The 23,087-nt window shown below is 70.5% G+C and carries 21 protein-coding genes; 14 read left to right on the top strand and 7 right to left on the bottom strand.

Annotated features, from left to right (window positions below; translation table 11 throughout):
• Positions 1 to 56 precede the first annotated feature (56 nt).
• The 3 genes from ACIBK4_RS33885 to ACIBK4_RS33875 are packed head-to-tail and all read left to right on the top strand — an operon-like array spanning position 57 to position 5,401.
• Positions 57 to 2,003 carry a tetratricopeptide repeat protein gene (locus ACIBK4_RS33885; protein WP_399000970.1) on the top strand — a complete coding sequence of 649 codons (1,947 nt, stop codon included), beginning with the start codon at positions 57 to 59 and terminating at the stop codon, positions 2,001 to 2,003.
• Entirely contained in the window at positions 2,000 to 3,727 is a 1,728-nt protein-coding gene (locus ACIBK4_RS33880) for a sulfite exporter TauE/SafE family protein (protein ID WP_399000968.1), read from the top strand. The genes ACIBK4_RS33885 and ACIBK4_RS33880 overlap by 4 nt, the downstream gene beginning before the upstream one ends.
• Positions 3,728 to 3,772: 45 nt before the next feature.
• Positions 3,773 to 5,401, top strand: coding sequence for a serine/threonine-protein kinase (locus ACIBK4_RS33875; protein ID WP_399000966.1), 1,629 nt, complete (start codon positions 3,773 to 3,775; stop codon positions 5,399 to 5,401).
• Between the two features lie 4 nt (positions 5,402 to 5,405).
• On the opposite strand, the gene ACIBK4_RS33870 is transcribed toward ACIBK4_RS33875, so the two are convergent.
• Positions 5,406 to 6,212 (bottom strand): SGNH/GDSL hydrolase family protein, encoded by an 807-nt coding sequence (locus tag ACIBK4_RS33870; protein WP_399000964.1) that lies wholly within the window; start codon positions 6,210 to 6,212, stop codon positions 5,406 to 5,408.
• 217 nt (positions 6,213 to 6,429) lie between these two features.
• On the opposite strand from ACIBK4_RS33870, the gene ACIBK4_RS33865 reads away from it, so the two are divergent.
• The 5 genes from ACIBK4_RS33865 (at position 6,430) to ACIBK4_RS33845 (ending at position 13,744) form a co-directional block, all read left to right on the top strand.
• Complete coding sequence (locus ACIBK4_RS33865) at positions 6,430 to 6,855, top strand: hypothetical protein (protein WP_399000962.1); 426 nt, start codon at positions 6,430 to 6,432, stop codon at positions 6,853 to 6,855.
• 368 nt (positions 6,856 to 7,223) lie between these two features.
• Entirely contained in the window at positions 7,224 to 8,075 is an 852-nt protein-coding gene (locus ACIBK4_RS33860) for a glycosyltransferase family 2 protein (RefSeq protein ID WP_399000960.1), read from the top strand.
• Positions 8,072 to 9,106, top strand: coding sequence for a glycosyltransferase family 2 protein (locus tag ACIBK4_RS33855; RefSeq protein WP_399000958.1), 1,035 nt, complete (start codon positions 8,072 to 8,074; stop codon positions 9,104 to 9,106). The genes ACIBK4_RS33860 and ACIBK4_RS33855 overlap by 4 nt, the downstream gene beginning before the upstream one ends.
• Positions 9,103 to 9,903 (top strand): polysaccharide deacetylase family protein, encoded by an 801-nt coding sequence (locus ACIBK4_RS33850; protein WP_399000956.1) that lies wholly within the window; start codon positions 9,103 to 9,105, stop codon positions 9,901 to 9,903. Before ACIBK4_RS33855 ends, ACIBK4_RS33850 begins: the two co-directional genes overlap by 4 nt.
• The gene (locus tag ACIBK4_RS33845) at positions 9,896 to 13,744 is read left to right on the top strand and encodes a lipopolysaccharide biosynthesis protein (protein ID WP_399000954.1); all 3,849 of its coding nucleotides are present in this window, start codon (positions 9,896 to 9,898) and stop codon (positions 13,742 to 13,744) included. The genes ACIBK4_RS33850 and ACIBK4_RS33845 overlap by 8 nt, the downstream gene beginning before the upstream one ends.
• 34 nt (positions 13,745 to 13,778) lie before the next feature.
• Here the strand turns inward: ACIBK4_RS33845 and ACIBK4_RS33840 are convergent, their stop codons facing one another.
• Positions 13,779 to 15,194, bottom strand: coding sequence for a xylan 1,4-beta-xylosidase (locus tag ACIBK4_RS33840; RefSeq protein WP_399001481.1), 1,416 nt, complete (start codon positions 15,192 to 15,194; stop codon positions 13,779 to 13,781).
• Between the two features lie 209 nt (positions 15,195 to 15,403).
• On the opposite strand from ACIBK4_RS33840, the gene ACIBK4_RS33835 reads away from it, so the two are divergent.
• Positions 15,404 to 16,498 (top strand): DUF5925 domain-containing protein, encoded by a 1,095-nt coding sequence (locus tag ACIBK4_RS33835; RefSeq protein WP_399000952.1) that lies wholly within the window; start codon positions 15,404 to 15,406, stop codon positions 16,496 to 16,498.
• An 86-nt stretch (positions 16,499 to 16,584) separates the two neighbouring features.
• On the opposite strand, the gene ACIBK4_RS33830 is transcribed toward ACIBK4_RS33835, so the two are convergent.
• The gene (locus ACIBK4_RS33830; protein ID WP_399000950.1) at positions 16,585 to 16,956 is read right to left on the bottom strand and encodes a GntR family transcriptional regulator; all 372 of its coding nucleotides are present in this window, start codon (positions 16,954 to 16,956) and stop codon (positions 16,585 to 16,587) included.
• A gap of 111 nt (positions 16,957 to 17,067) precedes the next feature.
• Here ACIBK4_RS33830 and ACIBK4_RS33825 point away from each other — a divergent pair, with 111 nt between their 5' ends.
• Both ACIBK4_RS33825 and ACIBK4_RS33820 read left to right on the top strand, forming a co-directional pair.
• Positions 17,068 to 17,997, top strand: coding sequence for a GNAT family N-acetyltransferase (locus tag ACIBK4_RS33825; RefSeq protein ID WP_399000948.1), 930 nt, complete (start codon positions 17,068 to 17,070; stop codon positions 17,995 to 17,997).
• Positions 17,978 to 18,478: a DUF402 domain-containing protein gene (locus tag ACIBK4_RS33820; protein ID WP_399000945.1), complete on the top strand. Its 501-nt coding sequence runs from the start codon at positions 17,978 to 17,980 to the stop codon at positions 18,476 to 18,478. Before ACIBK4_RS33825 ends, ACIBK4_RS33820 begins: the two co-directional genes overlap by 20 nt.
• 40 nt (positions 18,479 to 18,518) lie before the next feature.
• Here ACIBK4_RS33820 and ACIBK4_RS33815 read toward each other — a convergent pair whose 3' ends face one another.
• Positions 18,519 to 19,127 carry a class I SAM-dependent methyltransferase gene (locus tag ACIBK4_RS33815; protein WP_399000943.1) on the bottom strand — a complete coding sequence of 203 codons (609 nt, stop codon included), beginning with the start codon at positions 19,125 to 19,127 and terminating at the stop codon, positions 18,519 to 18,521.
• Between the two features lie 135 nt (positions 19,128 to 19,262).
• Here ACIBK4_RS33815 and ACIBK4_RS33810 point away from each other — a divergent pair, with 135 nt between their 5' ends.
• On the top strand, positions 19,263 to 19,397 hold the full coding sequence (locus tag ACIBK4_RS33810) for a hypothetical protein (RefSeq protein WP_399000941.1): 135 nt from the start codon (positions 19,263 to 19,265) through the stop codon (positions 19,395 to 19,397).
• Between the two features lie 26 nt (positions 19,398 to 19,423).
• Here ACIBK4_RS33810 and ACIBK4_RS33805 read toward each other — a convergent pair whose 3' ends face one another.
• A complete protein-coding gene (locus tag ACIBK4_RS33805; RefSeq protein ID WP_399000939.1) occupies positions 19,424 to 19,876 on the bottom strand; it encodes a GNAT family N-acetyltransferase in 453 nt (150 codons plus the stop codon).
• A 193-nt stretch (positions 19,877 to 20,069) separates the two neighbouring features.
• Between ACIBK4_RS33805 and ACIBK4_RS33800 the strand changes: the two genes are divergently transcribed.
• The gene (locus tag ACIBK4_RS33800) at positions 20,070 to 21,092 is read left to right on the top strand and encodes a lytic polysaccharide monooxygenase (protein WP_399000937.1); all 1,023 of its coding nucleotides are present in this window, start codon (positions 20,070 to 20,072) and stop codon (positions 21,090 to 21,092) included.
• A 68-nt stretch (positions 21,093 to 21,160) separates the two neighbouring features.
• Here the strand turns inward: ACIBK4_RS33800 and ACIBK4_RS33795 are convergent, their stop codons facing one another.
• Together ACIBK4_RS33795 and ACIBK4_RS33790 are read right to left on the bottom strand one after the other, a co-directional pair.
• A complete protein-coding gene (locus ACIBK4_RS33795; RefSeq protein ID WP_399000935.1) occupies positions 21,161 to 22,021 on the bottom strand; it encodes an esterase/lipase family protein in 861 nt (286 codons plus the stop codon).
• A 146-nt stretch (positions 22,022 to 22,167) separates the two neighbouring features.
• A complete protein-coding gene (locus ACIBK4_RS33790) occupies positions 22,168 to 22,614 on the bottom strand; it encodes a MarR family winged helix-turn-helix transcriptional regulator (RefSeq protein ID WP_399000933.1) in 447 nt (148 codons plus the stop codon).
• Between the two features lie 94 nt (positions 22,615 to 22,708).
• On the opposite strand from ACIBK4_RS33790, the gene ACIBK4_RS33785 reads away from it, so the two are divergent.
• Positions 22,709 to 23,083 carry a cupin domain-containing protein gene (locus ACIBK4_RS33785; RefSeq protein WP_399000931.1) on the top strand — a complete coding sequence of 125 codons (375 nt, stop codon included), beginning with the start codon at positions 22,709 to 22,711 and terminating at the stop codon, positions 23,081 to 23,083.
• The last annotated feature ends 4 nt before the right edge of the window (positions 23,084 to 23,087 follow it).

Raw genomic sequence — 23,087 nt, 5'->3', positions numbered from 1 at the left:
CCACCGATCCGCAGATCCACGGAACCACTGATCCACCCAGGCGATGGAGGAACGGCATGGCCCCGCGCGAGAACGACCACAAGCCGCCGAAGGACGAGCAGCCGGCGGCGACACAGCGGGAGTGGGAGCGACTGTGGGAAGAGGGCGACGACTCGGGGGGCGAGGGCGGGGAAGCGGCTTGTGCCGGGCCGGAGAGCGGGGGCAACGCGAAGGCGAGTGCCGGACCGGAGAGTGACCTGGACGCGGACTCCGCCACCGGGCCGGACGACAGCCCGGGCACCCCTGCGGCAGCCGTCGCGGCGGCGTCCGGGGCGGATCCAGCGCCGGTCGACAGCCCGATGCGGGGCGAAGAGCCACAGGCGCCGGGCGCCGAGACGCCCCAAGCCGCGGTCGACGCCCGTGCCGAGGTTCCCGACGCCTCCGAGGACGCCGACACCGACGCCGAAGCCCGCGAAGGTCGTACCCCCACCGTCGACGACGCGGACCAGGCCCCAACTCCCGTGCGCGGCAACGCCGATGGACCGGCCGCCGCCCACAGTCACGACCACGATCATGACCACGGCCACGATCATCACCACGACCACGACCACGCCGACGGATCCACCACCCCCCACAGCCACACGCACCCCCACCTCGACGACGAACGCGTCGCCGCCGTACGCCGGGTGGCCGCCGCGGGCCGTCGTTGGCGGACTGCCCAACTCGTCGGGTGTGCCGCCCTGTTGGCGGTCGCGATGACCGCCGGGGCCATTGCCATCGGCGCGGCGAAGGACAGCGGGGCCACCGGGGTCGCCGCGTCCAGTGCCGTGTCGCCGGAGTTGCTGGCGAGCGGGAGCCTGGACGCCAGTATCGCCTCGCTGCAGGCCCATCTGCGCACGCAGCCCAAGGACTTCGACGGATGGGCGACGCTCGGGCTCGCGTATGTGGAGCAGGCGAGGACGAAGGGCGACCCGTCCCGGTATCCGCAGGCGCAGGCCGCGTTCCAGCGGTCGTTGAAGATCTCGCCCGGCAACGAGAACGCGCTGGAGGGCCGTGCCGCGCTCGCCGCCGCCCGGCACGAGTTCGCGCAGGCGCTGACCTACGCGGACCAGGTGCTGAAGGAGAACCCCTACAGCGAGCGCGCCCTGTGCTCGCGGATTGACGCCCTCGTCGAACTCGGCCGCTACGCCGACGCGTCGAAGGCCGCCGACCTCGCCGACTCCCGCAAGCCCGGCGTCCCGGTGTTCACCCGGTACGCGTACGTGCACGAGCTGCGCGGTGACGTGACGACGGCCCGCAAGGTCCTGGAGCAGGCCCTCGCCGCCGCCACCTCCCCCGGCGACATCTCGTACGTCGCCGCCACACTCGGCCAACTCGCCTGGAACCAGGGCGACTACAAGACGGCGCTGAACGACTACGGCCGCGCCCTCGCCGCCGACGAGAACTACCTCCCCGCCCTGGAGGGCCGCGCCCGCGCCCAGGCCGCCCTGGGCGACCGCGCCGAGGCCATCAAGGGCATGGAGCTGGTCGTCTCCCGCTACCCGCTGCCCCAACCCCTCGTGGAACTCGGCGAGTTGTACGAGAGCCGGGGCGCCGAGGGCGACAAGGCGAAGGCCGAGGACCAGTACGCCCTCGTCGACGCCTGGATCGCGCTGGCCCGTGCCAACGGCGTCAACGCCGACCTGGACACCGCGCTCGCCGCAGCCGACCACGGCGACATCAAGTCGGCCCTGAAGGCCGCCCGCGCCGAGTGGGCCCGCCGCCACACCGTGCACACCGCGGACGCCCTCGCCTGGGCCCTGCACGTCAACGGCCTCGACAAGGAGGCCCTCCCCTACGCCCGGCAGGCCACGGCCACGAACTACCACAACGCCTCGTTCATCTACCACCTCGGCACGATCGAACTCGCCACCGGCCACAAGGCCGACGGCCGCGCCCACCTGGCCAAGGCCCTGAAGCTGAACCCGGGCTTCTCGCCACTGGGCGCCGCCAAGGCCCGCAAGGCGTTGGAGGCGACCAAGTGACGCCGGTCCGCCGCCGCCAAGTGAGGCCCGTCCGCCGCCTGTTGGCGTCCGCCGCGGCCGTCCTCACCGCCGCCGGCGCGCTCCTCCTGGTCCCCACGGCCGCCGCGAGCGCGCACCCCCTCGGCAACTTCACCGTCAACCGCTACGACGGTCTCGTCGTCGCCCCCGGCAAGCTTCGCGTCACGCACATCGAGGACCTCGCCGAGATCCCGGCCACCCAGGTCAAGCCGGAGATCAAGCAGTTGGGCATGACCGAGTGGGCCCGGCAGCGGTGCGACAAGGCCGCCGAGGGCAGCAAGGTCACCGTCGACGGGCGTACGGTCGCCCTCACCCCGGGTGCCAGTACCGCGCGCCTGCGTCCCGGGCAGGCCGGGCTCAACACCCTGCGGGTGGAGTGCAGTTCGACCGCCGCGCTGCCCAAGGGGAGCACGGTCACGCTTGGCTTCCACAGCGCGGGACTGACCACCGGGCCGGGCTGGCGGGAGATCACCGCGCGGGCCGACCGGATGACGCTCACGAAGTCGGACGTGGCGAAGAAGTCGAATTCGCGCGAACTCACCAGCTACCCCAAGGACTTGCTCTCCTCCCCCGACGACACGACGACCGCGTCCCTGCACGCGCGCCCGGGCGGTCCGGCCCTCACCGACGCCGACCAGTCCACGTCCGAGCCGCCTGCCGCCTCCGTGCTGCCGCGCGGCGCCGACCGTTGGACGGAGGCCCTGAACAACCTGGTGGCCCGCCACCACCTCACCGTCGGCTTCGCCGCCCTCGCCCTGCTCATCGCGATCGCCCTGGGCGCGATGCACGCGCTCGCGCCCGGTCACGGCAAGACGCTGATGGCGGCCACGGCTGCGGCGCGGGGCGGTCGCGCCCGGCTCAAGGACGTCCTCCCGCTCGCCGCCTCGGTCACCGTCACCCACACCCTCGGCGTGGTCGCCCTGGGCCTGTTGGTCACGGCCGGCTCCGCCGCGACCCCGTCGGTGATCGCCTGGCTCGGCATCGCGAGCGGGGTCCTGGTCCTCTTCGCCGGCGCCAACCTCGTACGCCGCGCCTGGCGCAACCGCCCACGCCCACAAGCCACTTCGCACCCCCACCCACATCCGCACCCCCACGACCACGACCACGACCACGGGCACGAGACCGCGAAGGCCCCCGAGCGAGCGCTGGTCCTCGCCTCCGCGCACACCGCGGCCGGGGCCACCCACACGGCGACACACCCGCACCCCCACCCGCACAGCCACGACGACGACCACAGCCACGATCACCCGCACGACCACGATCACGGCCATGACCACCCCCACGACCATGGCCACACGCACGACCACGATCACGCCGTAGAACACACGCACGGCGGTTTCACCCACACGCACGAGACCGCCCCCACCGTCCGCGGCACGATCCTGCTCGGTTTCGCCGGTGGGCTCGTGCCGAGCCCGTCCGCCGTGGTCGTCCTCGTGGGGGCCGCAGCGCTCGGGCAGGCGTGGTTCGGGCTGCTGCTCGTCGTCGCGTACGGCGTCGGTCTGGCCCTCACCCTCACGGCCGCCGGATTCGCCGTCGTCAAGCTGGGTACAGGGATGAACCGAGTGCTGGACCGGCGCCCCCGCTGGACCACCAGCCCCATGGCCGTGCTGGTCCGCAGGACCTTGCCGTTGGGATCGGCGCTCGTCGTCGTGGCCCTCGGGGTCGGACTGGTGCTCAAGGGGGCGGCATCAGCGCTCGGCTGAGTTACGTTTGGCGAGAATTCGCCCGGCTGCGAATGGGGGGAGCCCATGTCCGAAGATCCGGGCACTGAACGTGTGATCGCGGGCCGCTACCGGCTCCTGTCCCCCCTCGGTGAGGGCGGGATGGGCACCGTGTGGCGGGCCCGCGACGAGGTGCTGCAACGCGAGGTCGCCGTCAAGGAGGTGCGTGCGCCGGGCGGACTGGCGTCCGACGACGTCGAGCGGATGTACGCCCGGCTGGAGCGCGAGGCATGGGCGGCCGCGCGGGTCGCCAACCGCAATGTGGTGACGGTGTACGACGTGGCGACGGAGGACGGCCGCCCCTGGATCGTCATGGAGCTGGTGCGGGGCGTGTCCCTGGCCGATCTCCTGGACGCCGAGGGGCCGTTGACGCCGCAGCGGACCGCGCACATCGGTGCCGAGGTGCTCGCCGCGCTGCGGGCCGCGCACGACGCGGGGGTGCTGCACCGGGATGTGAAACCGGCCAACGTGCTGATGTCGAACGACGGTCGGGTGGTGCTGACCGACTTCGGTATCGCGATGGTCGAGGGCAGTTCGGCACTGACCATGACGGGCGAGGTCATCGGGTCGCCCGAATTCCTCGCCCCGGAGCGGGCGTTGGGCCGTACGCCCGGTCCCGAGTCCGACCTGTGGGCGCTCGGTGTGCTGCTGTACGCGGCGGTCGAAGGGCACTCGCCGTTCCGTCAGAACACCCCGCTGAGCACCCTGCGCGCCATCGTCGACGAGGAGTTGCCGCCCCCGCAGCTCGCCGGACCGCTCACCCCGGTCATCGAGGGGCTGCTGCGCAAGGACCCGGCCGAGCGGATGTCCGCGGAGCAGGCGGAGCAGGATCTGCGGCTGGTCGCGGCGGGCGGTACGCCTCACGCGTACACCGCGCCGACGACGCCGTACTCGCCGACGATGGCGGGGTATCCGCAGGACGGCTACTCCGCGCAGGACGGGCGGACGCCGCCGCAGCCGGTGCAGGGCTTCGGGCCGCCGCCCGACTCCTACTCGACGCCGACGGCCGCGGACGAACCGCCCCGCAACCGGCGGGCGGCCGTCGTGCTGGTGGCGGGTCTGGTCGCGCTGGCGCTGGCGATCGGCGGGCTGACGTACACGCTGATCAACCGGAACAACGACAACAAGGACGCGAACGCGGGCCAGGGGTCGAGCACCCCCAAGAGCCAGCCCTCGGACGGGACTTCGCCGAGCCCGAGCAGTAGGACGACGGCCCCGAGCGAGACGCCGAGCCCGAGCAGCAGCAAGTCCTCGTCGGCGCCGCAGTCGGTGAAGGCGACGGTGGAGGGCGGCAACACCGAGTACTCGGGGACCTGTCCGCCGCCGAACGCGAAGGCGCCGACCTTCACGGCCAGCATCACGGTGGGGAAGCTGCCCGCGGAGGTGTCCTACCGGTGGGTGACGAAGACCGGTTCGGTCTCCGACCCGGGCTGGAAGACACTGTCGTTCCCGTCGGGCGGCGGGAAGACCAAGCAGGACCGGGTGTTCCTGACGACGTACTCGAACAGCGGGACGTTCAAGAACGAGATCAGTGTCGAGATCCGCAGCCCGGTGCACGAGGAGTCCAACTCGGTGCCGTTCTCGGTCACTTGCGTGGCGGAGACCCCGTCGGACGGGGCCTCCGCGTCGGACTCGGCAACGCCCTCTGACGGCTAGAGCGTCAGACCGCGCCGGTCAGGACCGGCAGATAGCCGCCGGACTGGCCGGCCGCGGTCGGGTGGTACGACTCGCCGATGTCCAGCAGGTTGAGGCTGTGCAGCCAGGAGCTGCCGGAGCAGATCTCGTGGCCGGTGAACGTGGTGCGTACGTCGCCGAAGGTGAAGCCGTGGTCGGCGGCGCGCTTGGCGAGGGCGGCGTCGAGGTAGTCGGCCGCGCCGTTGATGGCGGTGCGCTTGGTCGTGGAGAGGCCGAGGCAGGTGGTGCCGAGTTTGTAGAAGCGCGGGTAGCCGAGCACGACCACGTGCGCGGCGGGCGCCTTGGCGCTGATCGTCGAGTAGACCTTGTCGAGGAGGCCGGGCAGCGTCGAGTCGACGTACGACTTCGCGGTGGCGATCCGGGTCAGGCAGGCGCTGTCGGACTGCAGGACGCAGGTCGTCATGACGTCGGTGAAGCCGGCGTCGTTGCCGCCGATACTGATCGAGACGAGGGCGGTCGAGCCGCTGAGGGTGCCGAGTTGGTTGGCGAGAACATCACCCGTACGAGCGCCCGAGCAGGCCAGGAAGTCGAAGGTCGAGGGTGAATGCGCGGCCGCCCAGAGGTAGGGGTAGGCCTTGGTGCTGCGGTCGCAGGACCCGCTGGAACTGATGTAACTGCCCGCGCCGACCCCGGAGGAGTAGGAGTCGCCGAGGGCCACATAGCCGCCGGTGGCGGCGAGTTGGGACGCCTGCGCCGTCATCGCCCCGGTGAGGGCGAGGCCGGCGGCCAGGAGGAGCGAGGTCACGTATGCCGTAAATCGGGAACGTCTCATGGAACCTCCCTTAGCAGGATCTCTGCCACAACTGTCGTAGCAGCGACGCGCGTTGACGGGAAGTGTGCATGCCAAGGGAGAGTGGTCCCGTGCCTCCGGAACCGCGTGTTTGAAGTGCACACGAACGGGTGGGAACGGCTTCCGCATCTTGACGGGCCCAGCCCGGCTGCGCGACATTGAAGCCCGGCATCCGGCGCGCTGGGGGGCAAAGTCGCCAATGCAGACCTTACGTATCAAGAGAGCTTCCACGGACGGCGTCGAGCGAGTGCGGTCAGGACCGGGGAGGGACCTGGCACCACTGCTCGCGGGCGCGGCAGTTGCCGTGGGGGGAGTCGGGGCGCTGCTCGCGCTCATCGACTCGGGATCGCCGTTGCGCGGTCCGTTCGCGCTGTTCTTCCTGTTCGCGGCGCCGGCTTCGGCCATCGCCGCGGTGTTGCGCGGACTTGATCCCTTCGGCCGTGTTCTCACCTCGGTGGCGGGCGCGGTGGTCGTCGACATGCTGGTGGCCCAGGGAATGCTGGCCGTGCACCGGTGGTCGGTCGACGGCGGAATCATCACGGTGGCGGTGATCAGTGGCCTGATATCGCTACCGGTACTCATGCGGCATATGCCGGGCCGTACAACGGCTGACAAAGTTGTGTAACGGTCAAACCAACAAAAACGTGAGGCCTCGTTCCAGGTCTTGCCATACAGGTTCAATCATCAATACCGTCGTACATCTCACCCGCACTGGTTCATCATCGAGCGGCTCTAGGGGAGGGCTCAAGGACCGCGATGAATCCGGGGCGGGGCGCGGTAGGGGGGTGCCGTGCTCGGTGACCGCTTTTGTGACCGAGTCGTCCGCGCGGCCGGCTTTCATGTTTTTCGGGGGTCGACCAGTTTTGCCAGCTCACCACGCGTGCACGGAGATCCATTTCTCCGTGGCGCCCGTGAGAACCCCCCTTTCGAACCGGAGCACAGAGCCGGGCCGCCCAGGGGCGGGCGGTCCGCCGGACGAGAGGGACCAGACTCGTGAGTTCTGTTCTGCGCCCAGCTGCATCGGGCCAAGATCCGTTAATGTCGGCCAAATACCGGCCGATCTCCTCTCACCTGGCGATCACACCGCCGGTGAGCGTGGTGATTCCCGCCATGAATGAGGCGGAGAATCTCCCCTACGTCTTCAAGACACTTCCCGCTTGGATACACGAAGTGGTTCTTGTGGACGGCAATTCCACCGACAACACCGTCGAGGTGGCCCGCGAGCTGTGGCCCGGGGTCAAGGTCGTCGAACAGCAGGGCAAGGGCAAGGGGGATGCCCTGATCACCGGGTTCGAGGCCTGCAGCGGCGACATCATCGTGATGGTCGACGCGGACGGCTCGGCCGACGGGCACGAGATCGTCAGCTATGTCTCCGCCCTCGTCTCGGGCGCGGACTTCGCCAAGGGTTCGCGCTTCGCCAACGGCGGTGGCACGGACGACATGACGTTCATCCGCAAGCTCGGCAACTGGGCGCTGTGCACGATCGTCAACCGCAAGTTCGGCGCCCGCTACACCGATCTCTGCTACGGATACAACGCGTTCTGGCGGCACTGCCTCGACAAGATCGACCTCGACTGCACCGGTTTCGAGATCGAGACGCTCATCAACATCCGGGTGGTCAAGGCCGGCCTCAAGGTGCAGGAGATCCCCAGCCACGAGTATCTCCGTATCCACGGCACGAGCAATCTGCGCGCCGTGCGGGACGGGATCCGGGTGCTCAAGGTGATCCTCAAGGAGCGCTCCAACCGGCGTGCGCTGCGCCGTCGTTCGCACTCCACGATGATCGACACCCTCGAACCGCAGCTCGACCCGCAGCTCAAATCGGTCCGGGGAGAGGTGTCTTGAGCAGTCCCGACATCTCTGTCGTGATCTGCGTCTACACCGAGGACCGCTGGGAGGACATCCTCGCGGCGGTCTCCTCGGTGCGGGCGCAGTCGCGGCCCGCGCTGGAGACGTTGCTGGTCGTCGACCACAACCCCGCTCTCCTGGACCGGCTCACCAGGGAGTACAAGGACGTGAAGGAGACGGGCGAGGTCCGCGTGCTGGCGAACGCGGGCCCGCGCGGTCTGTCCGCGGGCCGCAACACCGGCATCGCCGCCTCCCGCGGCGAGGTCATCGCCTTCCTCGACGACGACGCCGTGGCCGAGCGGGAGTGGCTGCGGCACTTCGCCGAGGCGTACACCGATCCGAAGGTGATGGCCGTCGGCGGCCGCACGATGCCGATCTGGGCGTCCGGCCGCCGACCCGCCTGGTTTCCCGAGGAGTTCGACTGGGTGGTGGGCTGCACGTACAGGGGCCTGCCGCCGGGCCGGGTCCGGGTGCGCAACGTCCTGGGCGGCAACGCCTCCTTCCGCCGTACGGCGTTCGACGCGGCCGGCGGTTTCGCGACCGGCATCGGCCGCGACGGCGACAAGCGCCCGCTGGGCGGCGAGGAGACGGAGCTCTGCATCCGCCTCACCCGGGCCAGGCCGGACGCTGTACTCCTGATCGACGACCGGGCGGTGATCCACCACCGGGTGCCCGCGGTGCGCGAGCACTTCGGCTACTTCCGCACCCGCACCTACGCCGAGGGCCTCTCCAAGGCCCTGGTGGCCCGAAGTGTCGGCGCCGACAAGGGACTTGAGTCCGAGCGCCGGTACACGACCCGGGTCCTGCCGGCCGGGGTGGTACGCGGGCTGCGCGACGCCGTGTTCGCCCGTCCGGGCGGCGCGGGCCGAGCGGGCGCGATCGTCGCCGGGGTGTTCACGGCGGCGGGCGGGTATGTCGTCGGGAGTGTCCGGGCCCGGCGCGGCGGGGCAACCTACGCGGTGGTGGAGATCGAGAGGGACGCACACGAGCGCGGGGGCCGCACGAACACAGGGGGCGGGCAGGCATGAGTGACACACCGGTGCCGATCCTGATGTACCACTCGGTCGCCACCGCCCCGAACGACGCCACCCGTGAACTGTCCGTCGCACCCGAGGCGTTCGCCGAGCAGCTGGCGCTCCTCGGCGACCTGGACTTCACGCCGATCAACACGGCTGATCTGGCCGCGAGTTGGCGCTCCGGCAAGCCGCTGCCCGAGCGCCCGGTGCTGATCACCTTCGACGACGGCTACGAGGGCGTGCACCGGCATGCCCTGCCCGCGCTGGCCCAACACGGCTTCGCGTCCACCCTGTTCGTCTCCACCGGCTGGATCCGGGGCGCCCACGACACCGGCGGCGGCCTGGACACCATGCTCGACTGGGACCAGGTGCGCGAACTCGCGGGCGCGGACGTCGAGATCGGCGGCCACAGCCACACCCACCCGCAGCTCGACCAGCTCGACGACGACACCCTGCGCACGGAACTGGTCCGCTGCAAGGAGATCGTCGCCGACGAACTCGGCGCCGTGCCCGTCTCGTTCGCGTATCCGTACGGCTACTCCAGCCGCCGGGTGCGCCAGGCGGTACGGGAGACCGGGTTCGCGCAGGCACTCGCCGTCGGCAACGACCTCGCCCGGCGCCGCCAGGGACCGTACGCCTTGCGGCGGGTAACTGTCCGCCGCAGTACGGGAGTCGAGGAGTTCGCGCGACTCGTCGAGGGCCGTGCGATCGCCCGCAACTTCGCCAGGGACCGCGCCCTCACCCAGGGTTACGCCATGGTCCGCAGAGCTCGACAGGTACGCCGGAAGGCCAGCCGTTCCCGTGTCTGACACGACGACCACCACCCAGGACGCGGCGCCCGAGACCGAGGCGCCCCAGCAGTCGGGGCGCCGGCTGCGCCTGCCGGGGCGGGGCAAGTCCCCCGGCGGCAGCCCGCTGTTCCGCAACGCCTACGCGCTGATGCTCAACACCGGGATCTCCGCGGTGCTCGGGCTCGGCTACTGGCTGATCGCCGCCCACTACTACTCGCCGTCCGCGGTCGGGCAGGGTTCGGCGGCCATCGCCGCGATGAAGCTGCTGGCCGGGCTCACGGCGGTCACGCTGACCGGCGCCCTGGCCCGCTTCATCCCGGTCGCCGGACGCGCCACCGGGCGCCTCATCTTCCGTACGTACGCGGGCAGTTCGATCGTCGTCGCGCTCGGGGCCGGGATCTTCCTGGTGACGCTGAACGACTGGGGACCCTCGTACCGCTTCCTGCACGGGCCCGTGCCCGCGCTCGGCTTCGTCGTCGCGGTCGTCGCCTGGAACCTGCTGACGCTCCAGGACGGGGTACTGACCGGGCTGCGCAGCGCGCCGTGGGTGCCGGTGGGCAACACGGTGTTCTCCGCCGTCAAGTTGGCGCTGCTCGTGGGTCTCGCGTCGGTGCTCGCCACCAGCGGTGTCTTCGTGTCGTGGGTCGCCGCGATCGCGTTCTCCGTGGTGCCGCTCGGCTGGCTGGTGTTCCGGCGGCTGGTGCCCCGGCACATCAAGGCGACCGAGGACCACGCGAGGCCGCCGACGCTGCGGGAGATCGGGCGGTTCCTCGCCGGGGACTACACCGGCTCGCTGTTCTCGCTCGCCGTGGTCTACCTCGTGCCGGTGATCATCGCCTCGCAGGTCAGCTCCGAGGACAACGCGTACTTCTACATCACCACGACGATAGGCGGCACGGTCAATCTGCTCGCCATCAACATGGGCGCCTCGCTGACCGTCGAGGGCTCGCACGACCCGGCGCGCATCGCCGCCAACACCCGGGCCGCGCTCAAGCGGATGGCCCGGATCATGCTGCCGATCTGCGGGCTGCTGTTCGTCGGGGCGCCGTACATCCTGGGCGTGTTCGGCGCGGGCTACGCGGATGCGGCGACCCCGCTGCTGCGCTGGTTCGCGGTGGGCGCGCTGCTGCGGGTCGTGATGGAGACGTACTTCGCGGTGCTGCGCGCGCAGAGCCGCACCAGTGGACTCGCCTGGCTGCAGGGCCTGTTGTGCGTCCTGGTGCTCAGTCTGACGCTGCTGCTGCTCCCCCGCATGGGCCTGACCGGCGCGGGCGTCGCCGAGATCTCCAGCCTCGCGGTGATCGTGACGATCGCCGCGCCCCGACTCTTCAAGACGCTACGGGCCGCACCGGCCGCGGAGTTGCCCGAGGACGCGGCACCGGACGGCGACCTCGCCGACCTGGGAGCGCGCGAGGTCCCGGCCGCCGCCCCGCGCCGACGCGGCCCGGCCTGGGCGCTCGACTCCGACACCCTCGCGCTCGGCATCCACGTCGACTTCGACCACCTGGAACGCCGGCCGGACGTCCGCCCGGGACCCGGCACCCCGCCCACCGGCACCCCGATCGTCTCCGGCGACCAGCGTCCGACCTGGGCGCTCGGCATCAAGCGGCCCGAGATCGTGGGGCTGCCGGTGGAGGAGCGGGAGCCCGGTTCGGAGTCCTCGGTGAGCCCGTCCGCCGAGCCGGAGGTGGACGCGCCGTTCGAGCCCGCCAACGGCTCCGACCGGGTGGTCGTACCGGAGGAGGCGCTCGTCCGCGAACAGGCCCGGGAGGAAGCGGCGGAGAAGGAGGCGCAGGAGTCCGAAGTCCCGCCGCCCGCCCGCCCGTTGTCCCTGCGCGAACGTCTCGTGCCCACCCGCCCCGGTGTCGTGCTCGGCTGTCTGCTGGTCGCCGCGCTGCTCCTGTACTGGGTGCCCGCGGCGCGGCTCGGCGAGTCCGACCTGGACCGCATGGGAGGGCTCGGCCTGATCTCGGTGCTGCCGTTGCCCACGCTGGTCGGGGCCGCGCTGCTGATCGTGGTGTTCGCCGCGCTGCTGTGGCTGGGCCGCGAACACAAGACACTGCTGCTGATCACCTTGCTCGCGACCGTCATCTCACTCCACGCACTGCCCGCGGTGATCGAGACCGAGCCGCGCTTCCCGACGGCCTGGCAGCACCTCGGGTTCATCGACTACATCGACCGCACCGGGTCGGCCGTGCCCGACCTGGACGCGCGCTGGAGCTGGCCGGGCTTCTTCGCGGTGGCCGCGTTCATCGGCAGGGCGTGCGGGGTCACCGACTGGTCCGAGGTGATCCGCTGGTGGCCCACCGCCATCCAACTCGCCTACTTGGCACCGATGTTCCTGCTGGTGCGCTCGCTGCGGGCGAGCTGGCGGGCGAAGTGGACCGGCATCTGGATCTTCGTGCTCAGCGGCTGGGTCGGCCAGGACTACTTCTCCCCGCAGGGCTTCACCTTCCTCCTCTACCTGGCCTTCGTGGCGATCCTCCTGGTCTGGTTCCGGGCACCGCACGTCCTGTGGACGAAGATGCGCCCCGGCGAGGCGGAGGTCGAACCCACCGACCGGCGTCAACAGGCCGTCCTGCTCCTGGTGTTGATCGGTCTGTTCGCGGCGAGCGTCCCGGCCCACCAGCTCACGCCGTTCGTGATGCTGGGCGTGCTCACGGTCCTCGTCCTGATCGGCCGTTCCGAACTCCGGGGCCTGCCCATCCTGTTCGGGGTGCTGGTCGCGGTCTGGCTCGGTTTCATGGCCGAGCCGTACTGGTCCGGACACTTCAACGACCTCTTCGGCGGGGTCGGCGGCGTCGGCAGCAATGTCTCGACGTCGGTCTCCGGCCGTATCCAAGGCGGCAGTTCGACCCACAAGCTGGTCCTCTACACCCGCGTCCTGCTGGCCGGCGGCATCATGACCTTCGCCTGCTGGGGCTGGTGGCGCCGCCGCGACCACAAGTACCGCGAACGCTCCCTCCTCGTCCTCACCTTCGTCCCGTTCCTGGGCTTCGGCATGCAGTCCTACGGCGGCGAGATGGCGCTGCGGGTCTTCATGTTCGCGGTACCGGGCGCGGCCCTGCTCGCGGGCCTCGCCCTCTTCCCGCGCACCGGCGCCACCGCCAAGGAGCGCGAGAAGGACCGCATGAGCCTCGCCCCGCTGGCCGCGCTGCTCGCGGGCCTGGTGCTCATGGGCGGCTTCCTGGTGGCCCGTTGGGGCAACGAGGGCTTCGAGCGGGTGCGGCCCGGCGAGGTCGCGGCCATGAACTACGTGTACGCCCACGACAAGCCGACCGTACGGCTGCTGTGGCTGAGCGACGACACGGTCAACGACGTGACGCCGGCCATGCCGTGGGGCGCGAAGGACATGGAGCGGGTCAACTACGTTCCCACGCTGGCCCCTTCGGACCCCGTGCTGGTGTCCGGTCTGGTCAAGGCGCTCAAGGACGCGGGCCCGAACTCGTATCTGATGCTCAACAAGAGCCAGGTCGTCTCGCTCCAGCTGGACGCGGGCTACTCGGCGAGTTGGGAGTCCCGGCTCATCCAGAACCTGGACAACCGTCAGGAGTTGAAGAAGGTCCTCGTCAACGCCGACGTGACCATGTACTCCCTGCGCGAGCAGCCGGCCGGTGCGGTCCCGAAGCCCGATCCCGGGCCGATCGGACCGCAGATCACCTGGACGCCGTGGTCGGTGGTCGGCGCGCTGGCCGCGCTCGCCCTGATCCTGATGCTGACGGCCCGCGAGGTGGTCCGGGTCGCGGTCCGGCCGAGCGTGCGTCAACTGCGGTGGCTGCAGAGCAGTTTCTGGTTCTCGCTGCCCCTGCTGGCGGTACTGCTGGCCTCGCTGGTGCAGCGGTTCCTGACGATGAAGTAGCGGGGCCGAGCGGAGTCCTACGGGGTCAAGTGGCTTATCGCGTCAGCCACTTGACCCCGTAGGCCGCCAGGTCGAACTGCTTGCCGTCGACCTTCGCGCTGATCTGCCGGTCCAGGGTGTTCACGACCAGGATCGTCTTGTCGGTGGCGAGGACCCGTACGTTGGGCACGTCGTCGGCGGCGACGGACACGGTCTCGTACTTCGTGCCGGGTCCGAAGGCCGCGTCGAAGCGGGACACCAGGTCGTACATGGGCAGTTGCCTCCCGCCGTCGGAGCTGTCGGTCGGTGTCCACAGGCAGCCCGCGCACTCCGTGCCCTTCTCCTCCTCCGGGTTCCAGTAGAAGCCGGAGGTGGCGCCGCCCTTGGCCAGGGCGATCATGCCGGTGGCCTGGACGGCGACGCGGTGGGTCTCGGACCAGCCCTTGCGGTCGTCGTTGCCGTCGGCGGGCTCGACGTAGTACTCGGCCCACCACAGCGGCAGATCGTGCGTCTGCTGCCGTACCCACTCGCTCACGGCGGTGAGTTTCTCGGTGGCCCCGAACTCGTTCGGCAGCAGGTCGTCGTCGTTGGTGTAGCTGGAGCCGTCGACGACCACGAAGTCGGCGCCGACCTTGTGCTGGTTCCAGTAGTCGAAGGCGTCGATGATCCGCTGGTCCATCGCGCCCCAACTGCCCTTGAACGTGCTGGAGGCGTTGGCGTCGCGCGGGTCCACGCTGTCCATCACCAGATACGGACCGCCGACCATGATCTTCGGGTTGACCTTCTTCAGCGCCTTGTAGACCAGGTTGTAGAGCCGGGTGTACCCCTCGTAGTCCCAGCGCTGCTCGGCGTCGTTCCAGAAGCCCTTGAACTCGTTCCACACGATGAAGTGGGTGACGTCCGGGTACCGCTTGGCGACGGTCGCGGCGAGCGCCGCGTAGTCCGCGTAGTGGTCGGGCTTGGGCGCCGTCTCCAGCGAGGCCTGGCTCCAATTGGTGTTGTCCACACCGGACTTGCCCCCCTTCATCCAGTCCGGGGAGCAGCACAGCGTGATGACCGGGGTGCCGCCGGACTTGCGCATGAAGTCGATACGGCGGTCCAGGGCGCCGAAGTCGTAACGCCCCTTCACCGGCTCGGGGTTGTCGGCGCCCCAGCCCATGATGGCCTGGTCCTGCGGGAGTTGGGACTTGGCCAGCAGCCCCTCGACGCGCTCGGTCGCGGTGTCGCTGCCCTCGTCGGCGCTGTACTGGGTGTGGGTGAAGCCCCAGCCGACCTCGGGCCGGTCCTCGTCGGGCGGGGTCGCCGGAGTGCCGTGCACCTTGTCGCCGTCGCGCGAGGTGCCCGCGGTGCTTCCGCCGCCGGGAAGCGTGTTGATCAGGGTCACGATCAGAGCCAGTGCGGCCACACCCACGCCGAGCAGCGCGGTGAGCCGCCACCGCAGTGCCCCCGAATTCCACCCATGACGTCCCATCATGGGCAACAGTAACGTCGGTGCCGGGCGGTGGGGCAGGTCTCCGCGTGCACAGCCTTATAACAGGGCGGAGGGGATACACGGCGGACACGGTCAGGACACATCGGATGCACCGGACACAGTTGAGGACGCATCGGACGGAGGCGACACTCGGGGGCGCACTGCGGAAAGCGGGTGCACACGGCGTCCGTGTGCCGGATCATGGCCCCATGTCCGCTAACCCACACGACGCTCTGCCGATCCGGCTCAACGTCGACGACTCCGACTCCCCGTCCGATGTCGTCGACGCGCTGTTCCTCGGCCGGTTCGCGACGGGCGAGCAGCCGTACTCGCACGCGGCGAACATCGACCGCGTCCGGACCGGGGCGACCCTGCTCCCACCGGGCGCCCGCGTGCTGCGCGCCGCCCGCGACGACGACCGCAGCGCGACGCTCGCCGAGGGCGACGGCTGGACCCTGCTGATCTCCCGCTGGAACCGGGGCGCCGACGTCACGGTCACGGCGACCAGCGAGGAGCTCGCGGAGAAGGTCCTCGACCAGGCGACCGACGGCGCGGCGGACGAACCCGAACCGCAGCCGGAGAACGTGACGATGGGGTTCTGGTACGTCTCCCCCCGGCGCGGTCCGCACCGGACGACCCGGCAGATCTCGGCGGGCACGTGGGACGAGGTGCGTCCCAACTACACGCGTCCGGTGGCCGATGCGATGGACACCCTGATGAAGACGACCCCGGAGGACATCGCGGGCCGGCTGCTGTTGCTGCACGGCCCGCCGGGCACCGGCAAGACCTCGGCGCTGCGCACGCTGGCGCGTTCCTGGCGGGACTGGTGTCAGGTGGACTGTGTGCTGGACCCGGAGCGGCTGTTCAGCGACGTCGGCTATCTGATGGACATCGCGATCGGCGAGGACGACACGACGGGCAAGGGCCGCTGGCGACTCCTCCTGCTGGAGGACTGCGACGAGTTGATCCGCGGCGAGGCGAAGCACACGGCGGGCCAGGCGCTGTCCCGGCTCCTCAACCTCACGGACGGCCTCCTCGGCCAGGGCCGCAACGTCCTGGTCGGCGTCACCACCAACGAGGACCTGGAGCGCCTCCACCCGGCCGTCGTCCGCCCCGGCCGCTGCCTCGCCCGTATCGAGGTCGGCCCCCTCACCCGCAAGGAGTCCATCACCTGGCTCGGCACGGAGGAGGGAGTGGGCCGCGAGGGCGCGACCCTGGCGGAGCTGTACGCCCTGCGCCGGGGCACGCAACCGACATCGGTACCGGACCAACGGGAGGGCGCGGACGCGGGGTTGTACTTGTAGGCACCGGCGCCGCTTCTGCCGGTCGGCTGTCTCCGCCGCGACGGCGCTCGGCCACAACGACGCGTACCGGCGGCGCCGAACTCACCTCACCCCTCCCCGTAGGCCGCCCGCAGGGCATCCCGCACAGCCGCCACCGCGTCCCCCTCCGTAAGCCCCAGCCGCCGAACCTTCTCCGCATAGACCTGCGCGGCCAACGACGCCTCCCGCTCCGCCGCCGAGCCCGCGGCCGCGATCAGCGTCCCGTTGCGGCCCCGCGTCTCGATCACGCCGTCCGTCTCCAGGGCCCGGTACGCCTTGGCGACGGTGTTGGCGGCGAGACCGAGCGACTCGGCCAGTCCTCGTACCGTGGGCAGCCTGTAGCCGACCGGCAGCGCTCCGGACCGGGCCTGTTCCGAGATCTGGGCGCGGATCTGCTCGTAGGGCGCGGCACTGTCATCGATGTGGATCTTCAGGGTCACGGCCCGATTGTCCCGCACCCACCGGAGAACGCGCCCGCCGGAAATGCGGCGAAGACACCCGCCGGAAAATAGGAGGCACTCCGGCGCGGCTCCGCCGTAGCGTGCGACTCCATGACCGTGATCGTGCGCGACCTTCGCCCCGACGTCCGAGCCGACCTGGACGGCTTCGTCCAGGTCCGCCGCCTCGTCCTGCCCTTCATGGTGTTCACCCCGGAGTCCGTCGCCTTCGACATCGCCCACGCCCGTCCGGAGGCCGCGCTGCGCAGGCTGGTCGCGGAGGAGGACGGCGAGATCGTCGGCACGGCCCAGGTGGGCATCGCCTACGACAGCCCGGAGCCGGGCCAGGGCTTCGTCAACGTGCATGTGCTCCCGGAGCACACCCGCCGGGGCGCGGGCGGACTCCTGGTCCGTACCGCCGAGGAACACCTGGCCGCCGCGGGCGCCACCCGGCTCCACGCCTGGGTTCTGGACGAGCCGGCCAACCGCGCCTTCGCCGAGCACTTCGGCTATACGGCGAGCCGTTCCGCGCGCTTCCTCCGCCTGGACCTGGCGCACGGCACGCTGCCTCCGCTCCGGACTCCCCCTCCGGACGTGGAGATCCGCCCGGGCTCGGACTTCGCCGCCGACCCGCGCCCCCTGTTCGCCCTGGACGCGGAGGCGTCGCTGGACGAACCCAGCGACATCGACGCCGAGCTCAGCGACTACGAGGCCTGGCTGGACGAGACCTGGCGACACCCCCTGTTCAGCGCCGAGTTGACGTCCGTGGCCGTCGTCGACGGACGCCCGGCGGCCTTCAGCGCGGTCCGCGCGGACGGCGGCACGCGCTACTTCACGGCCATGACCGGCACCGCCCGCGCCCACCGCGGCCGGGGCCTCGCCAAGCTCGCCAAGAACGACTCCCTGCACCGCGCCCGCGCCGCCGGATACACGGAGGCGTTCACGGGCAACGACACCGGCAACGAGCCGATGCTCGCGATCAACAAATGGTTCGGCTACGAAATCTGCGCCGCGGAGGTGCGCTATGTCCGTGAACTCACCTGATCCCACCCGCCAGTTGGACGTCGTCCTCGTCAAGGCGGGCCGTACGAAGATCCGTTACGCGGCGGAACTGCTCTTCGACGACGGCGTCCGCCTCGCCGTCCGCGCCCCGTGGGCCGGTGACGGTGTCCGCGACTTCGGCTTCGTGCGCTTCGAGCGCGGTGACGTGTTCACCGAGTACTACTGGCGGGACCGCTGGTACGCGGTGAAGGAAGTCCGGGACGGCGCCGGGCAGTTGAAGGGCTGGTACTGCGACATCACCCGCCCCGCCACGCTCTCCGGCGCCGAACTCGTCGTGGAGGACCTCGACCTGGACCTGTGGATCTCCGCCGACGGCACGGACGTACGACGCCTGGACGAGGACGAGTTCGAGGAGAGCGGGCTGGCGGAGTCGGACCCCGCAGCCGCGGCGGCGGCCACGGCTGCGCTCGACACGTTGGAGAGGCTGGCCCGTGAGGGCGGGTTCGACAAGCTGTTGGCCTGAGCCTGAGCCCGGCTTGACGGGCTGCTGGCGTGAGCCCGGCCTACGACACGGCCACCGCCGCATACCGCTCGTCGTCCACGGACCTGCCCCACAGCAGCGGGTCGTCCGAGAGCCGCTCCACGCGCACGTGCCCGGTGTCGGACACCAGGGGTGCCAGGAGCCCGGCGAGACGGTCGGCGGGTATGCCGGCCGGGTCGACCGTGCCCCACACGCCCTCGATCAGCACGAGCCGGCCGCCGGGGCGGAGCAGTCCGTGCCAGTGCCGCAGGACCCGGGCGGGGTCGGGCAGCATCCACAGCACATGCCGTACGAGGACGACGTCGAAGCGCTGCTCGCCCACCGGGGGCGCCGTCGCGTCGCCGACGAGGAACACCGCGTCACGGCCGGCCAGCTTCGCGCGGGCGAGGTCCAGCATCGCCGGGGAGAGGTCGACGCCGGTGACGTGGTGCCCCTGCTCGGCGGCGAGGAGCGACAGGCTGCCGGTGCCGCAGCCGAGGTCGAGGAGGTCGGCGGCGCCGACGGGCAGCCAGGTGCGCAGCCGGTCGGCCCAGGCGCGGCGGATCTCCGGGTCGCGCAGGCCGTGATCAGGCTCTTCGTCGAAGGCGGCGGCCTCCGCGTCCCAGTCGAAGTTCGCTACAGGTTCACTCATGCGCCCAGCGTGACACCCGCCACTGACAATCCCATCGTGACAGCGGCCACAGACAGACTCGCGCCGATGAGTCACCCTCCCGGGAACGGTCTACCTCGTGAGAACACGACCCCGGGTGGACACAAGGAGGCAGCCATGCGCCGCGTAACCGTGCAGAAGCCCCTGAAGAAGTCGGACACCCGCCGCGTGCGCGAGGAGCCCGACGAGCGCCCTGCCGAGCGCCCCGAGGTCCGAAAGGACATCGCCCGCACGTGGTGGCCGGACGGCTGATCCCGGGTCGCCCCGGTCGGCCCCGGTCAGTCCAGCGGCTTCCGGTAGTGGACACGGTCGTACGGCCCGTCCACACGCCGCTCCACGACCTCGTACCCGAACCTCGGGTAGATCTCCTGGTTCTCCCACATCAGCGCGTTCGTGTAGAGCCTGACTTCGGCCAGCCCGAGCGCACGCGCGCGTGCGTCCACGAACTCCAGCAGCCGCCGCCCCACCCCCGTGCCGTGCGCCTCGGGGTGGACGGCGATGCTGTCGAGGAACAGGTGATCGCCACGCTCCTCGATCACCACCAGCCCGATCACGGGCTCCCCCGTCACGAACACCCGCCCCGCGACCACGTTCGCCAGGTGGTCCGCCTCCATGGGCTGCGGCACCACACCGATACGCGCGATGTAGGGGCGGTACGCCACATCGGTCACGGCCTTCACGGCCGGCACATCGGCGACGACGGCGACCCGAACCCCGTCCGCTCCCCTCATCCGCGACACCTCTCCTCGCTCACGGAACCGTCCCTCCCTGAGCCCTCAGTTAGCCCTGCCTTAACACGACCATAAGGATCTCCCCTCCCCGTCTCCAGCAGGCGATTTCGCGGTTTCCAGGGGCTAGCTTCTGATCACCCCCACGGGATCCGTCCCCCGCGCCGAGCACCGTCCGAGGAGTTGGAGTTCCCCCATGCCCGCACGCCGCAAGGTCGCCGCTGTCGCCGTCCTCGGGATGACCCCGCTCGCCCTGACCGCGCTCGCCGCAGCGCCCGCGGTGGCGCACGGTTCGATGGGGGACCCGGTCAGCAGGGTCACGCAGTGCTACGCGGAGGGGCCGGAGAGCCCGAAGTCCGACGCATGCAAGGCGGCCGTCGCGGCCGGTGGGACGCAGGCGCTCTACGACTGGAACGGCATCCGGATCGGCGACGCGAACGGGCAGCACCAGACGCTGATCCCGGACGGCAAGCTGTGCAGCGCGAACAACGAGGAGTTCAAGGGCCTCGACCTGGCCCGCGCCGACTGGCCGACGACGAGCGTGAGCAGCGGCTCGTACACCTTCAAGTACCGCGTGACCGCCCCGCACAAGGGCACCTTCAAGGTGTACATCACCAAGTCCGGCTACGACCCCGCCCAACCGCTCGCCTGGTCCGACCTGGACCTGGAGCACCCGGTCGCGACGTCCGCCGACCCCGTCGCCTCGAACGGCTTCTACACCTTCTCCGGCACCCTCCCGCAACGCTCCGGCAAGCAACTCCTGTACGCGATCTGGCAGCGCTCGGACAGCCCGGAGGCGTTCTACTCCTGCTCGGACGTCAGCTTCGGAGGCAGCAACAGCGGATCCAACGGCGGTGGTACGACGGGTAGTTCGACACCGACACCGACACCGAAGCCGGCCGCCCCCACCACTCCCGCGCCCTCCGCCTCCGCCCCCTCCGACGAGCAGATCGCGGCCGGTGCCGACAAGTCGACCGTCGAGCACAACGGCCACGGCGACGCGGACGCGAGCACCTCGGCGGAGCCGGTGGCAGCGACAGCTCAGGCCAACGAGCCGCAGGCGGCGGGGAGTTCACAGAATCTTGCCGAGACCGGCGCCAACAACAGCTCGCCGCATCTCGTCGTGGGCGGCGCGGCCTCTCTCGCGCTCGGCGCGGCGGCCCTCTTCGCCTCGGTCCGCCGGCGCGCGACCAACGGCGGTGGACGGCACGGTCGTTAGTACGGCCGTGCAGGGGGCGGGGCCTGTCCGGCGGCTCAGGTCGGACAGGCCCCGCGGTGCGCCTACGGTCAACTCAGCGCCGACAGGCAGGTGGTGGCGGTGGCGTGCGCGGGATCGAGGGCGTTGGCGACCTCGTGGAAGGCGATCCGGTCGGTGAGCCCGAGCAGCGCGTGCTCGGAGAGATCCACTGAACACAGGTTCTGGATCAGCACGTTGTGCACGTCGGACCCGCTCAGGAATTGACTCGTGTAGGGGGTGACGACCTCGTCGTACTTGGTCGCGATGACGGTGTAGTGGACGCCGGGGACGGTGTCGCCGCCCGCGTTCAGTTTGGCGAGGAAGGCCGAGCCGGCGACCTGGTCGGCGAGGCCGGGGGCGGCCGAGGCGATCACGTCCTCGGCACCGGGGAAGTACGGCAGGAGTTCGGTGAGGCCGTCCAGGGTGGTGCCGTGGTTGTCGGGCGCGATGCCGACGAAGGTGTCCACCTTGGCGGCGCCGCCGAGGAACTTGAGGTAGTAGCGGGGCATCATCCCGCCCTGCGAGTGCCCGACCAGGTCGGCCTTGGCGGCGCCGGTCGCGGCGAGCACCTTGTCGACGTAGACCTGGAGTTGCTCTGCCGACTTGTCGATGGGACCGAGGCCGTAGACGAGCGGGACGCCGGGGAGTTGGCCGTAGTCGAGGGAGAAGACGCAGTAGCCGCGGGCTTCCAGGTACGGCGCGAGGGCCAGCCAGTTGTCGGTGGCGTTGGCGAAGGTGCCGTGCACGAGGACGACGGGGTCGGGGTGGGCGGCGGAGGGCCGGCAACTGTAGTCGTTCCAACCACTACTGGGGGCACTCGCCGCATGCGCGACGGTGGCGGGAACGGCGGCGACCGCGGCGGTCAGCAGCAGCGCGGTCAGGGGTCTGAGCAGTCGTTTCCAGGGCAGCATCGTGTGATCTCCTTGCGGCTCAAGGGAGTTGCGACGGCCTTACGCCCTGTGATCCGGATCACAAGAATGCTGTTCACTCGTCAAGTTACGAGCGAGTAGGTGAAGTGTGAAGTTACGCGTCAGTAAAAACTTCCAGTGATAACCAGTCACCAGGTGGGCCTGATGGGACCGTAGGGCGCAATACGCCGCAAACGGTCACACAACACGCGCACTTCACTCTCCCCCAGCAGTTCGACCCAGGGCCGCACGGCATCGACGGCGGCCTCCTCCGCCGCCCGCGTACAGGCCCAGCCCAACTCGGTGAGCACGATCAGCCGGGCGCGCGCGTCGACGGGATGCGGGCGGCGCTCGACGTACCCCCTGCGCACCAGGTCGTCGACGAGCTGACTCGCCGCCTGCTTGGTCACTCCGAGGTGGGCGGCGAGATCGGTGACCGTCGCACCGTCCGGGGCGAGACGGACGAAGGCGAACCCCTGCGCGGGCCGCACCCCCTCGAAACCGCGGGCGACGACACCCTCGTGGATGCGCTGTGTGAGCTCTCCGGCGACGGCGAGCACGGCGGCGGACAGGGCGATGGCCTCGGAGTTCTGCACGGAGGCATTGAAACACCCTTGACGGATTGGTCAAGCAGCTTGACCATGAAGCCAAGTAGTCAAGCAGCTTGACCATTTCGAGAGAGGCCAGTCCATGCCCGTCATCCGCTCGACCGAAGCCGTCACTCACGAGATCCACGGCGCCCGCTTCGTCTCGTACGCGCATCCCAGCACCGGCAGCAAGGAACTGTGCGCATGGCGGGGCGAGATCCCCGCCGGCACCAAGGCGCCGCTGCACACCGTCAACCGCGAGGAGATCCTGCACATTCTCGACGGCGAGCTGGTGATCACGCTCGACGGCCGTACCGAGCGGGTCACCGCGGGCGACACGCTGATCATCAACCCCGGTGCGACCTTCGGCGCCGAGAACCCCACCGACCGGACCACCGTCACCTGGGTCACCACCTCCATCGGCCTGGAGGCGAAGCTGGACGACGGGACGCGCATCGTCGCGCCGTGGGCCAACTGACGTA

The sequence above is a fragment of the Streptomyces sp. NPDC050528 genome, from assembly GCF_044457795.1.
Taxonomy (GTDB): Bacteria; Actinomycetota; Actinomycetes; order Streptomycetales; family Streptomycetaceae; genus Streptomyces.
The sequence above is the reverse complement of the archived record's forward strand: the minus strand, read 5'-3'. Positions and strand labels throughout refer to the sequence as shown.